General features: G+C 64.2%; 9 protein-coding genes. 1 reads left to right on the top strand and 8 read right to left on the bottom strand.

What is annotated here, in order from left to right:
* Positions 1–125: 125 nt before the first annotated feature.
* Positions 126–1,322 (bottom strand): class I SAM-dependent rRNA methyltransferase, encoded by a 1,197-nt coding sequence (locus PKB_RS27140; protein ID WP_043256216.1) that lies wholly within the window; start codon positions 1,320–1,322, stop codon positions 126–128.
* A 212-nt stretch (positions 1,323–1,534) separates the two neighbouring features.
* Here PKB_RS27140 and PKB_RS27135 point away from each other — a divergent pair, with 212 nt between their 5' ends.
* Positions 1,535–2,413, top strand: coding sequence for an HDOD domain-containing protein (locus PKB_RS27135; RefSeq protein ID WP_043256215.1), 879 nt, complete (start codon positions 1,535–1,537; stop codon positions 2,411–2,413).
* 131 nt (positions 2,414–2,544) lie between these two features.
* Here PKB_RS27135 and PKB_RS27130 read toward each other — a convergent pair whose 3' ends face one another.
* From PKB_RS27130 to PKB_RS27100, 7 genes are all read right to left on the bottom strand, one after another.
* Positions 2,545–4,452 (bottom strand): beta-ketoacyl synthase, encoded by a 1,908-nt coding sequence (locus PKB_RS27130; RefSeq protein WP_043256214.1) that lies wholly within the window; start codon positions 4,450–4,452, stop codon positions 2,545–2,547.
* Positions 4,453–4,732: 280 nt separating this feature from the next.
* Entirely contained in the window at positions 4,733–5,665 is a 933-nt protein-coding gene (arcC, locus tag PKB_RS27125) for a carbamate kinase (protein ID WP_043256212.1), read from the bottom strand.
* Positions 5,666–5,730: 65 nt separating this feature from the next.
* Positions 5,731–6,741 (bottom strand): ornithine carbamoyltransferase, encoded by a 1,011-nt coding sequence (locus PKB_RS27120; RefSeq protein ID WP_043256211.1) that lies wholly within the window; start codon positions 6,739–6,741, stop codon positions 5,731–5,733.
* 110 nt (positions 6,742–6,851) lie between these two features.
* On the bottom strand, positions 6,852–8,108 hold the full coding sequence (gene arcA / locus PKB_RS27115) for an arginine deiminase (RefSeq protein ID WP_043256209.1): 1,257 nt from the start codon (positions 8,106–8,108) through the stop codon (positions 6,852–6,854).
* Positions 8,109–8,125: 17 nt separating this feature from the next.
* A complete protein-coding gene (arcD, locus tag PKB_RS27110; RefSeq protein ID WP_043256207.1) occupies positions 8,126–9,556 on the bottom strand; it encodes an arginine-ornithine antiporter in 1,431 nt (476 codons plus the stop codon).
* A gap of 586 nt (positions 9,557–10,142) precedes the next feature.
* Positions 10,143–11,537, bottom strand: coding sequence for a sigma-54-dependent transcriptional regulator (locus PKB_RS27105; RefSeq protein WP_043256206.1), 1,395 nt, complete (start codon positions 11,535–11,537; stop codon positions 10,143–10,145).
* Entirely contained in the window at positions 11,534–13,333 is a 1,800-nt protein-coding gene (locus tag PKB_RS27100) for a sensor histidine kinase (protein WP_043256205.1), read from the bottom strand. Before PKB_RS27100 ends, PKB_RS27105 begins: the two co-directional genes overlap by 4 nt.
* Positions 13,334–13,357 lie beyond the last annotated feature (24 nt).

The raw sequence follows: 13,357 nt of genomic DNA, 5'->3' as shown, positions 1-13,357 counted from the left end.
GGGGCGGGGTCACCGCCCGCGCGGCCTGGGCTCACGGGCCCGCCGGGGGGTGTTGGCGAGGGATTGCGCGATTCTACGCCGGCCCCGACCGCCAGGGGAAGGCTGGCGGTCGGGAGCGTCGGGCCTTAGCTGTTGGGCAGCAGGCGCACGGTCAGGCTCTTGATGTAGCGGGTTTCCGGAATTGCCGGGTGTACCGGGTGGTCCGGGCCCTGGCCGCCGCGCTCGAGCAGCTGGATGTTGCGGTCCAGGTGGCGGGCGCTGCCGAGCAGGATGTTCTGCAGGTCGTCCTCGGGCAGGTGCATCGAGCAGGAGGCGCTGACCAGGATGCCGTCCTTGTTCAGCAGGCGCATGGCCTGTTCGTTGAGGCGGCGGTAGGCGGCCTCGCCGTTCTTCAGGTCCTTCTTGCGCTTGATGAAGGCCGGCGGGTCGGCGACGACCACGTCGAAGCGCTCGTCGGCGGCCTTCAGCTCACGCAGGGCGTCGAACACGTCGCCCTCGACGCAGGCGACCTTCTCGGCCAGACCGTTGAGGGTGGCGTTGCGCTCGACGCCGTCGAGGGCGAAGCCCGATGCGTCCACGCACATCACTTCGCTGGCGCCGAAGGCCGCGGCCTGCACACCCCAGCCGCCGATGTAGCTGAACAGGTCGAGGACGCGCTTGCCCTTTACATAGGGTGCCAGGCGCGCGCGGTTCATGCGGTGGTCGTAGAACCAGCCGGTCTTCTGCCCGGCCAGCACCGGCGCCTCGAACTTCACGCCGTTCTCTTCCAGCGGCACCCACTCGGGTACTTCGCCGTAGGCGTTCTCCACGTAACGCTCCAGGCCTTCGGCATCACGCGCGCTGGAGTCGTTCTTCCACAGCACGGCGCTGGGCTTGAGCACCTGCAGCAGCGCGGCGAGGACGTCGTCGCGGTGGCGTTCCATGGTCGCCGAGGCGAGTTGCACTACCAGCACATCGCCGAAGCGGTCGACCACCAGGCCCGGGAGCAGGTCGGAATCGCCGTAGACCAGGCGGTAGAAGGGCTTGTCGAAGAGACGATCGCGCAGGCTCAGGGCGACATTGATGCGGTGAACCAGCAGCGATTTGTCGAGAACGTGCTTGGTATCGCGGGAAACCAGGCGCGCGCAGATCAGGTTGTTCGGGCTCAGCGCCACCACGCCCAGGGGCTTGCCGTTGGCCATCTCGAGGATCGCCTGGTCGCCGGCGGCGAAGGCGTTCAGCGGCGTGGCGTGGACATCCACCTCGTTGCTGTAGACCCACAGGTGGCCGGCGCGCAGGCGGCGCTCGGCATTGGCTTTCAGACGCAAGCTGGGCAGGGTCATGGCGGTGCTCCGGGAAAAAGAGCGAGATTATACCCAAGCCCCGGCGCAGCGCCGAGCCGTGCCGGCTGCGCGAGCCCCGCCGTCGGGCGGCTTTAGGCCGATGGGTAAAGTTACCTAGGGCGCGGTCGATAAAGTAATGTCAGAACGCCTGCTGCAGAGCCCTCGACTGTGGGTAAACTGTGCGCCCCGTCAACTTTTCCCAAGCCGCCCTCATGGCCCAAGAACTCACCGCCGAACAGATTCGTCAGGCCCTTCAGGGCATCAGCGTACCGCCGCAACCGCAGATCATGGTCGATCTGCAGATGGAGCAGTTCCTGCCCAATCCGGACTTGGCGACCATCGCCAAGCTGATCAGCCAGGACCCGGGGCTCTCGGGCGCGCTGCTCAAGCTGGTCAATTCGCCGTTCTTCGGCCTGGCCAACCGCATCACCTCGATCCAGCGCGCGGTCAACCTGCTGGGCAGCCGCTCGGTGATCAACCTGATCAACGCGCAGTCGATCAAGGGCGAGATGACCGACGACACCATCGTCATCCTCAACCGCTTCTGGGACACCGCGCAGGACGTGGCCATGAGCTGCCTGACCCTGGCCAAGCGCATCGGCTACGAGGCGGTGGACGAGGCCTATGCCCTGGGCCTGTTCCACAACTGCGGCATCCCGCTGATGCTCAAGCGCTTCCCGCATTACATGGCGGTGCTCGAAGAAGCCTACGCCAGTGCCAGCGACGAACGCCGCGTGGTGGACACCGAGAACCGCGTGCTGAACACCAACCACGCGGTGGTGGGCTACTTCACCGCGCGCTCCTGGCGCCTGCCGGAGCACGTCTGCGAGGCCATCGCCAACCATCACAACGCGCTGTCGATCTTCAGCGACGAGAGTTGCCGAAACACCCAACTGAAGAACCTGTTGGCGATCCTCAAGATGGCCGAGCACATCTGCGGCTCCTACCGCGTGCTGGGTAATCAGCCGGAGGATCACGAGTGGGAGAGCGTACGCAGCGTGGTGCTGGATTACGTGGGGCTGACCGAGTACGAGTTCGAGAACCTCAAGTCGAGCATCCTCGAGCTGGGTGTGGGGCAGGGGAGCTACTGAGTAGCCAGCCTGCACCAGTAGGAGCGGGCCTTGCCCGCGATTCGCGGACAGGGTCCGCTCCTACAAAGAGCGCGTCGTTCTGAACGAAAAAGCCGGGCAATCGCCCGGCTTTTTCACATCCGCGTATCGGCTCAGTCGAGCATGTCGCTGAAGCGCGCGTCCTTCTTGTACACCAGCGGCTGGGCGAAGCCCGGGACCTTCAGGCTTTCGGCAGTGATCTGGATGGCGTTGTCGTCGATCATGTCGTGACCGAAGTTGTAGATGATGTCGAAACGGCCCTGCAGCGCCTGCTCTTCGTAGTGCTGGGCGTTGGCACGGGTTTCGTCGCGGCGCGCCAGGTAGGCATCGAACGCGGCCTGGCCGTAGCGCTTGCGCAGCATCTTCTCGGCGACTTTCGGCGCCAGGAGCACGCCGGTGGCGTTGTTGCCGCCGAAGCCCTTGGAGTTGATGAAGCAGACTTCCAGGTCATCACGACGGCGGTCCTTGTTGGACAGCGCGATGCGGTCCTTGTGAACGTCGTCGGCGAAGCGCTCCACGGTCTTGATGCCCGGCAGGATGCCGTAATGGAAGGTACCCAGGGCGGAGATCAGCTGGTCGGCGCTGGCGGTGGCCAGGGAGTGGCCGACGAAGGCTTTTGCCGCGGCGACAGGCCAGTCGGCGATGTCGAAGGCCTTGGCCACGCGGTCGAGGATTTCCGACTCGGTGACGCGGTTGGCCGGGGTGCTGGAGCCGTGGGCGTGGACGAAGCTGTGCTGGCGTACGCTGTCTTCGCCGACGATCTGCGCGGCGGCGGCCACGGCCTTGGCCATGGTCAGGTAGTTGCCCGGGCCGGGTGCGGAAATGGATTTCTTGAAGCCGTCGGCATTGGTGAAGACGTCGGTCACTGCGCCGTGGATGTCGGCGCCCAGCTCCAGGGCCAGGGCGTCGTCCATCAGCACCACGTATTGGCTCGACTCGGCCAGGGTAAAGCCGCAGTTCTCGCCGAACGGGCGGCTGGCGCGGCGGAAGTCGACTTCCTCGCCTTCGCTACCGAGGTTGCGCAGGCCTTCTTCGGTGGCCAGCGCGCTCATGGCGGCGTAGCCCTCGACGATCTCCGGAGTGATCGGCGCTTCGCTGTTGCCGACCACGACCACGCGTGCCTGGCCCGAGGTGATCACCTCGATGCCTTTCTGCAGGTTGTAGAGGAAGGTCGCGCAGGCGCCGGTGACGCTGCCGGTCAGACCGACACTGCCCAGTACGTAGGCATTGATGAAGTCGGTGGGCATGCTGTTGAAGCCCAGCGGCAGCTGCTTGGCGCTGACGCGGTGGCCCTTCAGGCGCGACTGCAGCAGGCCGCCGAAGCCGTTCTCGTCGAGCTGGCTCATGATGCTGCTGGAGAACACCGCGATCTCGTCGGGCTGTACGCGGTCGACGATGCGCTTCCAGTCGATGCCGATCGAGCGGATCGCATCGGTGGCGCCGACCACGGCCATCTGCAGGCCACGCGGGTGGAAGCGCGAAGCGTACAGCTCGCCCGGCTCGAAGCCGGTGGGCAGTTGGCCGGCGGACTTCACCGGCATCTCGCGGTAGCTGTCGACCTTGAATTCGCAGCTGTCGTGCAGGGTCACGCGGACCTGGTTGTCGGCCAGTTCCTCCACCGACCAATTGGCCGGCAGCGGCTCGGGCAGTTGCTTGCGCGCGGTGGTGAAGCTCAGCGGCGCGGCGGCGTCGGCCTCGACGGTCAGGCTCTTGTGCCAGTGCGCGGCGTCGACATCGAAGTATTGCTTCTCGATGCGACGTATCAGGGTGGAGGCGAGGATCTGCGCACCGTGGCGCTGCTCGATGGCGGCCAGGTCGAGGTTGCTGCCGTCGGCGATGTCGCGGTAGTGACCGCCCTCGAACTTGACCAGTTTCATCATCACCGCCAGACCGGCGAGGGTCTGCTGGCGCGCGGCGGCGTCCAGCGATTCGAGGACGGTACGGCGGAAGGCGTGGTGGAACGAACTGCGACCCGCGGCGTTATAGCCACCAAAACCAACGATGACCGGTAGTCGAGACATCACTCGGGAACTCCTTCATTAAGTCCGTCCTGTGCGGGACCTCGATGACGCGGCGGGCGCTGTGCGCAAGGCTGGGCGGCGGCATCGCGGGCCAGGGCTGGAGCCCTTTGGCGGCACTGTGATTTGGAATGCTTAAGGTGACGTGAATGATGACTGCCGAGTCACGCCTTTGGCCAGGGATTGCCGGCGAAAGGCGACGAACCTGCATGTGAGGAGGGAGGCGGGAGGGGAGCCCGGAAGCCAGACGGCTTCCGGGGGGCAGAGAACTGCCGGGGGAGAATCAGCGGTATTCGATACCGGGTTTCTTGGTGCTGACGCGAGTGCCGGATTTGCCCTGGGTGATCGCCACGATGTTTTCCAGGGAGCCGATCACCGCATCCTTGCCGGTGGCAATGGCGAATTCCATCGCGGCCTGGACCTTCGGACCCATGGAGCCGGCGGCGAAGCCAAGGCGTACCAGTTCGTCCGGGTGGGCCTGGGCGATAGCTTTCTGGGTCGGTTTGCCCCAGTCGACGTAGGCCGCATCCACATCGGTGGCGATGATCAGCACATCGGCATCCAGTTCCTGGGCCAGCAGCGAGGAACACAGATCCTTGTCGATCACCGCTTCGACGCCGGAGAGCTTCTTGCCGGACTCGTCATACATGGTCGGGATGCCACCACCGCCGGCGCAGATGACGATGGTGCCTTTCTCCAGCAGCCATTTCACCGGGCGGATCTCGAAGATGCGCTTCGGACGGGGGCTAGCCACTACGCGGCGGAACTTGTCGCCGTCCGGGGCGATGCTCCAGCCCTTTTCCTTGGCCAGGGCTTCGGCTTCCGCTTTCGAGTAGACCGGGCCGATCGGCTTGGTCGGGTGCTGGAAGGCCGGGTCCTTGGCGTCCACTTCGACCTGGGTAAGGATGGTGGCGAAGGGCTGTTCGAAGGGCAGCAGGTTGCCCATTTCCTGTTCGATCATGTAGCCGATCATGCCTTCGGTCTCGGCGCCGAGAACGTCCAGCGGGTAAGTCGGGACCTTTTCGTAGGCGGCGCCCTGGAGGGCCAGTAGGCCGACCTGCGGGCCGTTGCCGTGGGCGATCACCAGCTCGTTGCCGGGTGCCACTTTCGATATCTGTTCGGCGGCGATCCGCACGTTTTCGCGTTGGTTTTCCGCGGTCATGGGCTCGCCACGACGCAGCAGGGCGTTACCGCCCAATGCGACGACGATTCGCATAATTCATCTCCCTCAAGAAAGGATTTCCACGCCTCCCGGGGCGATGCCCCGGGAGGAAAGCCGGATCAGACGTCGGCCAGGGTGGAGACGAGGATCGCCTTGATGGTGTGCATGCGGTTTTCCGCTTGCTCGAAGGCGATGTTGTAGGGGGATTCGAAGACGTCCTCGGTGACCTCGATGCCGTTCTTCAGGTTCGGATACTGCTCGGCGATCTGCTTGCCGACCTTGGTTTCGCTGTTGTGGAAGGCGGGCAGGCAGTGCATGAACTTCACGCGCGGGTTGCCGGCGGCCTTCATGATGTCGAGGTTGACCTGGTAGGGCAGCAGCTCCTTGATGCGCTCGCCCCAGGCTTCCACCGGTTCGCCCATGGATACCCAGACGTCGGTGTGGACGAAGTCCACGCCTTTCACTGCAGCCTTGGCATCTTCGGTGAGGGTGATTCGCGCGCCGCTTTCCTCGGCGAATTTCTTGCACTGGGCGACGAAGTCATCGTGTGGCCACAGGGCCTTCGGTGCGGCGATGCGCACGTCCATGCCTAGCTTGGCGCCGACCAGCAGCAGCGAGTTGCCCATGTTGTTGCGGGCGTCACCCAGGTAGGCGTAGGCGATGTCGTGCAGCGGCTTGTCGCTGTGCTCGCGCATGGTCAGTACGTCGGCGAGCATCTGGGTCGGGTGGTATTCGTCGGTCAGGCCGTTGAACACCGGCACGCCGGCATACTTGGCCAACTCCTCGACAATCTCCTGCTTGAAGCCGCGGTACTCGATGGCGTCGTACATGCGGCCGAGCACCCGGGCGGTGTCCTTCATGCTCTCCTTGTGGCCGATCTGCGAGGAGTTCGGGTCGATGTAGGTGACGTTCGCGCCCTGGTCATAAGCGGCCACTTCGAAGGCGCAGCGGGTACGGGTGGAGGTTTTCTCGAAGATCAGCGCGATGTTCTTGCGCTTGAGGTGCTGTTGCTCGGTGCCGGTGTACTTGGCTCGTTTCAGGTCGCGGGACAGATCGAGCAGGTAGCGCAACTCGCGGGTGCTGTGGTGCATCAGGCTGAGCAGGTTGCGGTTGTGCATGTTGAAAGCCATGTTCTTTCTCCTTGTGGGATGGAGTCTCGGCCTCGTCAGTACAGCTTATGGCTGGCGGGGCGGCGGCCCGGATGTGGGGGCCGCCTGGTTGTCTTGTGCTTGCGGATGAATCAGTAGTCGACCGGGTCGCGGATGATCGGGCAGGTCATGCAGTGACCGCCGCCACGGCCGCGGCCGAGCTCGCCGGCGCTGATGGTGACGACTTCCACACCGGCCTTGCGCAGCAGGGTGTTGGTGTAGGTGTTGCGGTCATAGCCAACCACCACGCCCGGCTCGATGCAGACCACGTTGTTGCCGTCGTCCCACTGCTCGCGTTCCGCGGCGAAGCTGTTGCCGCCAGTCTCGACCACGCGCAGCTTCGACAGGCCCAGGGCTTCGCCAACCACGGTGATGAAGTCCTTCTCCTCGCGGGCGATGTGCAGGCCATAGGGGCTCTTGTCGTCCGGACGCAGGGTGAAGGGCACGATTTCCCGGACCACTTCCGGGAAGACGGTTACCAGGTCGCGGTCGCAGAAGCTGAAGACGGTGTCCAGGTGCATCGCTGCGCGGGATTTCGGCAGGCCGGCAACGATGATGCGTTCGGCGGCACCCTTGGCGAAGAGGTTCTGCGCCAGTTGGCCGATTGCCTGGCGGGAGGTCCGCTCACCCATGCCGATCAGCACGATGCCCTTGCCGATGGGCATCACGTCGCCGCCTTCGAGGGTGGACATGCCGTGATCCTTGTCCGGATCGCCGTACCAGATCTGGAAGTCGGCGTTGGTGAATTCCGGGTGGAATTTGTAGATCGCGGTGGTCAGCAGGGTTTCCTGGCGTCGCGCCGGCCAGTACATCGGGTTCAGGGTGACGCCGCCATAGATCCAGCAGGTGGTGTCGCGGGTGAACTGGGTGTTGGGCAGCGGCGGCAGCAGGAAGCTGGAGTGACCCAGGTACTCGCGGTACATCTTGAGGATCTGGGCGCCTTCGCTGTCCGGGATGTCGTCGGCAGCCACGCCGCCGATCAGGAACTCGGCCAGCTTGCGCGGTTCCAGGCCTTCCAGCCAGGAGCGCAGCTCGTTGAGCAGGCCTACACCGACGGTGTCGGCGGTGATCTTGCGATCGAGAATCCACTTCAGCGCTGCCGGGTTCTGAACGGTTTCGGTCAGCAGGTTGTGCATTTCCAGCACATCCACACCACGTTCGCGCATTTTGGTGACGAAATCGAAGTGATCGCGCTTGGCCTGGTTAACCCAGATTACGTCGTCGAACAGCAACTCGTCGCAGTTGCTAGGGGTCAGGCGTTGGTGGGCTAGACCGGGCGAGCAGACCATCACTTTGCGCAATTTGCCAGCTTCGGAGTGGACGCCAAGTTTGGTTTTTTCCGTGCTCATGAGTGTCTCCAGTGATGTCACAGAGTAAGGAAGCCGTCGTAGAGGCCATACGCCGCGATCAATGCACCGACCACGACAACTGCGAAGATGAGCTTCTCGACGTTGGTGAAGACGGGTTGTCCGACTTCACGTTTCGCTTTTGCGAAGAGGATGGCGCCTGGCGCGTAAAGCAGCGCCGACAACAGCAGGTACTTCAATCCACCAGCGTAGATCAGCCAGATGGCGTAGATGAGCGAGATGGAGGCGATGAACAGATCCTTGCTGCGGTCGCGAGCGTCGGTCTCGTAGGTCTCCCCGCGCAGCGGCAGCAGGACGGCGTAGGCCGCGGACCAGAAGTACGGGATCAGGATCATCGAGGTGGCCAGGTAGATCAGCTTCAGATAGGTGCTGGCGCTGAACAGCGTGATGATCAGGAATACCTGCACGCAGCCGTTGGTCAGCCACAGTGCATTGGCCGGGACCTGCTTGCTGTTCTCCTTGCGGATGAACTCGGGCATGGTGTGGTCTTTGGCCGCGGCGAACATGATCTCGGCGCACAGCAGTACCCATGACAGCAGGGCGCCGAGCAGCGAGATGACCAGGCCGACGCTGATCAGCACAGCGCCCCAGTGGCCAACCACGTGCTCGAGCACGGCAGCCATCGACGGGTTCTGCAGTTTGGCCAATTCCGGCTGGGTCATGATGCCCAGGGAGAGGATGTTCACCAGAACGAGGAGTAGCAGCACGATGACGAAGCCGAGCAGGGTCGCCTTGCCGACGTCGGTGCGGCGTTCGGCACGTGCCGAGAAGATGCTTGCGCCTTCGATACCGATGAACACCCAGACGGTCACCAGCATCATGTTGCGCACCTGGTTCATCACGCTGCCGAGTTCGGGGTTGTTCAGGCCCCAGATATCAGCCGTGAAGATGTCCAGTTTGAACGCGAACAGGCAGATCAGGATGAACAGGAACAGCGGCACCATCTTGGCGATGGTGGTCACTACGTTGACGAAGGCCGCCTCCTTGATCCCGCGCAGCACCAGGAAGTGCACGGCCCAGAGCAGGACCGACGCGCCGATGATGGAGGCCAGGGTGTTGCCTTCGCCGAAGACCGGGAAGAAGTAACCTAGGGTGGAAAACAGCAGGACGAAGTAACCGACGTTGCCTAGCCAGGCGCTGATCCAGTAGCCCCAGGCCGAAGAGAAGCCCATGTAGTCGCCGAAACCGGCCTTGGCGTAGGCGTACACCCCGCCGTCGAGTTGCGGTTTGCGGTTGGCGAGGGTCTGGAACACGAAGGCCAGGGCGAGCATCCCCACTGCGGTGATGGCCCAGCCGATCAGGATGGCGCCGACGTCGGCGCTGGCTGCCATGTTCTGCGGCAGCGAGAAGATCCCCCCGCCTACCATGGAGCCGATCACGAGCGCGGTAAGCGCCCCTAATCGGAGTTTTTGGCTGCTTTCTTGCGACATTTTCGAATCTCCCTATAGGAGTTGGAGAGTGTAGTTATTAGGCGCCGACTGTCAGGGAGCTACACTGACGCAAATCAATAGCCTGCTAACAAATGTTTCCAACTGCGCGACGACCCTGTCTGTGTGTTCAGGAAAGATAGGAAAGAAATTGCGCTGATGCCCGATTTAGAGGCGGCGACGTGAAGGTTCGATAGCGGCGATTTGATATTTCAGTGGCGTTCCGGGCATTGCCGCCGAACGGCAAGGCCCTAGTCGCACTGCACTCTGTCGATGCAACTCAATGACGCCAAAGGCAAAAGACATGAAGCCCGGCGAGGCCGGGCTTCATGGAGGAAGTAGGTTTGCCGGCACGGGATCGCCGCGACGGCGCATCGACCCAGGACGGGCGACGAGAGGCACAATGGCCGAGAGGTCTCCCACGGGCTTGTGGCCCGCAGGGCGTGGCACGCATGCCACGAGGGAAAGAGTCGCACGAAGCGCTCGTGCCTGGACGAGCAAGCCGCGTGCCACCCCGTCGCCCGTGCACCGTGTCAGTGCTGGCGGGGTGTTGGTGCATATATAAGAAAGCGGATCGGCAAGAATCCGCCTAGGACTCGACCTCATCGGCGGGATTTCCGCCAGTGCCGGAGAGCATCAGGCCATGTTTGCGCAACTTGTCATGCAGGGTCTTGCGCGGCAGGCCTAGTGCTTCGGCCAGACTACGCAGGGAGGTATGCGAGCGGGCCATTTCGGCGGCGATCAGAGCACGCTCGAAGGCTTCCACCTGCTCGTTCAGCCCGGCGCCCGCAGGTGCGCTTCCCGAGTGTGCAGGGACCTCGTCCAGCCCCAGATCGAGCCCCAGGGCGAAGCGTTCGGCAACGTTTTGCAGCTCCCGGACATTGCCCGGCCAACTATGCGCCAGGAGCAGGGCGCGCTGCCCCGGCTCGACCTGGCGGGCCGGAAGGCCATGGCGTTGCGTTGCCTGTTCGGCGAAGTGCTGGAACAGCAGCAGGATGTCTTCCCCGCGCTCGCGCAGCGGCGGGATGCGCAGGCTGGCGACATTCAGCCGGTAATAAAGATCGGCACGGAAGCGGCCCTCGTCAGCGGCCAGGCGCAGGTCCTCCTTGGTCGCCGCAATGATGCGGATGTCCAGCGGGATCAACTGGTTCGAGCCGAGGCGCTCGACGACGCGTTCCTGCAGCAGACGCAGCAGCTTGACCTGCACGTCCAGGCTCATGCTCTCGATCTCGTCGAGGAACAGGGTGCCGCCATTGGCGAACTCGAACTTGCCGATGCGGCGTTTCTGCGCGCCGGTGAAGGCGCCCTGCTCATGGCCGAACAGCTCGCTTTCCACCACCGACTCAGCGAGGGCGCCGGCATTGATGGCGACGAAGGGGCCGTTGCGGCGATTGGACAGATCGTGCAGCGCGCGGGCGACCACTTCCTTGCCGGAGCCGGTCTCCCCGAGGATCAGTACGTCAGCCTGCAAACCGGCGAGTGCTGCCACCTGCTCCTGCAGGCGGCGCATGCCGGGCGACTGGCCTACCAGACGGCCGCGCACTTCCTTTCGCTCGGCCAGTGCCAGGCGCAGGCTGCGGTTTTCCAGCACCAGGCGGCGGACCTCCAGGGCGCGACGCACGCTGTCGAGCAGGGCGTCACTGGGGAAGGGCTTCTCGAGAAAATCGTAGGCGCCGGCGCGCATGGCTTTCACGGCCAGGGGCACGTCGCCGTGGCCGGTGATGAGGATCACCGGCAGGTCGGGATCCTGGCCGTGCAGCTGTTCGAGCAATTCCAGGCCATCGATGCCGGGCATTCGAATGTCGCTGACCACCACCCCAGGCCAGTCGCGGCAGCGAGTTGCATCCAGCTCGCGCGCATCGCCCAGGCTGATCGCCTTGAAGCCGGCGAGGTCGAGGGTCTGGCTGAGCGCCTGGCGCAAGTACGGGTCGTCGTCGATCAGGACGACCTGGTTGTCGGCGGCGAATGCGGCGCTCTGGGTCATGCGCGGGTTTCCTCCTGGGGCGTCGGCGTCACGCCGGGGATGCCCGGCAACAGGTGCAATTGTACGAGAGCGCCGCCCTCGGGGTGATTGCCCAGTTCCAGCCGGCCGCCGAGGGCGCGCAGCAGGGTGTCGCAGATCGCCAGGCCGAGGCCAAGGCCCTTTGCACTGGTCTTCGTGGTGAAGAACGGCTCGCGCGCATGCGCCAGAGCCTCTGCGGAGAATCCCGGACCGTTGTCGCGCAGGGACAGGATGACGCCTTCGGTTGTCTGCTCGGCGGTAAGCCAGATGCGCCGCGGCGGCGCTTTCTCACTGAGGGCGTCCAGGGCATTGGAAAGCAGATTGGCGAGGATCTGCCGTAACCGCGTTTCGCCGGCCTGGACCCAGAGGGGCGCATCGGGCAGGTCACGCTGCAATTCGACATTCATGGCCTGGCGGCGGCTGGCGACCAGCGCCAGGGCGTCATTGATCGCCGGCTGCAGGGCGACGTTCTCCGGCGCGCGCCGGGCGCCGCGGGCATAGGCCTTGAGGTGGGCGATGATCGAGGCCATGCGCTCGGTCAGCGAGCTGATCTGCTCGAGGTTGCCGCGAGCGTCATCCAGGCGCTGATGATCAAGCAGCACGCGCGCGTTGTCGGCATAGCTGCGGATCGCCCCGAGCGGCTGGTTCAGCTCGTGGCTGATGCTGGCCGACATGGTGCCCAGCGCGGTCAGCTTGCCAGCTTGCACCACTTCTTCCTGGGCGTGCATGAGTTCGCGCTGCGCCTGCTCGCGGTCATGGACTTCCTGCTGCAGGCGAGCGTTGGCGTCTTCCAGCTCCTGGGTGCGCTCGAGCACGCGCATCTCCAGTTGGCGCTTGGCCTGGGCCTCAAGGGCGATGCGCTCGATGTAGTGGCGGCGGCTGATGCTCAGCAGTGCCAATAACAGGAGCAAGGCCAGCAGGGTGGCACCGCCAATAAGCAGGACGCTGCGTACCGGGCGGTCGACCTGGCTGCGCGGCGAGTAGATGCTCACGGTCCAGCCGGTTTCCGGTAGCTCTCGGCTCAGGCTGATCCAGCTGCGCTCATTGATGCGCAACGGCTTCGGGTCCAGCACCGGATAGGGGATGTTCTGCGCAATTTCGCGCTGTTTGGCCGGCGATAGCGGTCGACTGGCATGGAAGCGCCAGACGTCGTTGGAGCTGAGGATGGCCACGCCGTTGGCGTCGGTCACCAGCAACTGCTCGGGGGTATTGCCCCAGAGCTGCTCCATGTGTTCGAGGTCCAGCTTGACCACCAGCACGCCGAGTACGCGATCGACTCCATGGACTTCGCTCGCGAAGTAGTAGCCCCGCCGATTGGAGGTGGTGCCCAGGCCAAAGAACCGCGCCGGCCGGCCCTGGATGGCGTCCTTGAAGTAGGGGCGAAAGGCGAAGTTGCGACCGACGAAACTGTCCGGCTGGTCCCAGTTCGAAGCGGCCTGAGTGGTGCCGTCCGGGCGCATCAGGTAGATGACGTCTGCACCGGTGCGCTGCTTTATTTCCGCTAGTCGCGAATTTGCCTTTGCCTGAAGAACCGTGTCGTCAGTGCGCTGCAGGGTGGCGTTCAGCAGCGGCAGTTCGCTGAGGATCGGCGGAAGGTCCTCGTAGCGGCGAAGCGTGCCGAGCAGAGTGGCGACGTAGAGGTCCAGGGTCTGCTGGTTCTGCTCGGCGAGTTGCTGGCTGTAGTAGCGCTCGGCGAAGAACTGCAGCGGCCAGAGCGACAGGACGAAGAGTACTGCCAGAGCGCCCAAGGAACGCCAGCGGGATAGGTAGCGGTTCAAGGTGGTTCACATCGCTCGAAGATT

Origin of the sequence: Pseudomonas knackmussii B13, from assembly GCF_000689415.1 — a bacterium.
In the GTDB taxonomy this organism is placed as follows: domain Bacteria; phylum Pseudomonadota; class Gammaproteobacteria; order Pseudomonadales; family Pseudomonadaceae; genus Pseudomonas; species Pseudomonas knackmussii.
This window is presented reverse-complemented; position numbering and strand designations above follow the sequence as displayed.

Excerpts from the sequence above, each read along its gene's own strand:
- PKB_RS27130 (WP_043256214.1), bottom strand. The coding sequence starts at position 4,452 with ATGTCTCGACTACCGGTCATCGTTGGTTTTGGTGGCTATAACGCCGCG.
- PKB_RS27105 (WP_043256206.1), bottom strand. The coding sequence starts at position 11,537 with ATGACCCAGAGCGCCGCATTCGCCGCCGACAACCAGGTCGTCCTGATC.
- arcD (WP_043256207.1), bottom strand. The coding sequence starts at position 9,556 with ATGTCGCAAGAAAGCAGCCAAAAACTCCGATTAGGGGCGCTTACCGCG.
- PKB_RS27135 (WP_043256215.1), top strand. The coding sequence starts at position 1,535 with ATGGCCCAAGAACTCACCGCCGAACAGATTCGTCAGGCCCTTCAGGGC.
- PKB_RS27120 (WP_043256211.1), bottom strand. The coding sequence starts at position 6,741 with ATGGCTTTCAACATGCACAACCGCAACCTGCTCAGCCTGATGCACCAC.
- PKB_RS27140 (WP_043256216.1), bottom strand. The coding sequence starts at position 1,322 with ATGACCCTGCCCAGCTTGCGTCTGAAAGCCAATGCCGAGCGCCGCCTG.
- arcA (WP_043256209.1), bottom strand. The coding sequence starts at position 8,108 with ATGAGCACGGAAAAAACCAAACTTGGCGTCCACTCCGAAGCTGGCAAA.
- arcC (WP_043256212.1), bottom strand. The coding sequence starts at position 5,665 with ATGCGAATCGTCGTCGCATTGGGCGGTAACGCCCTGCTGCGTCGTGGC.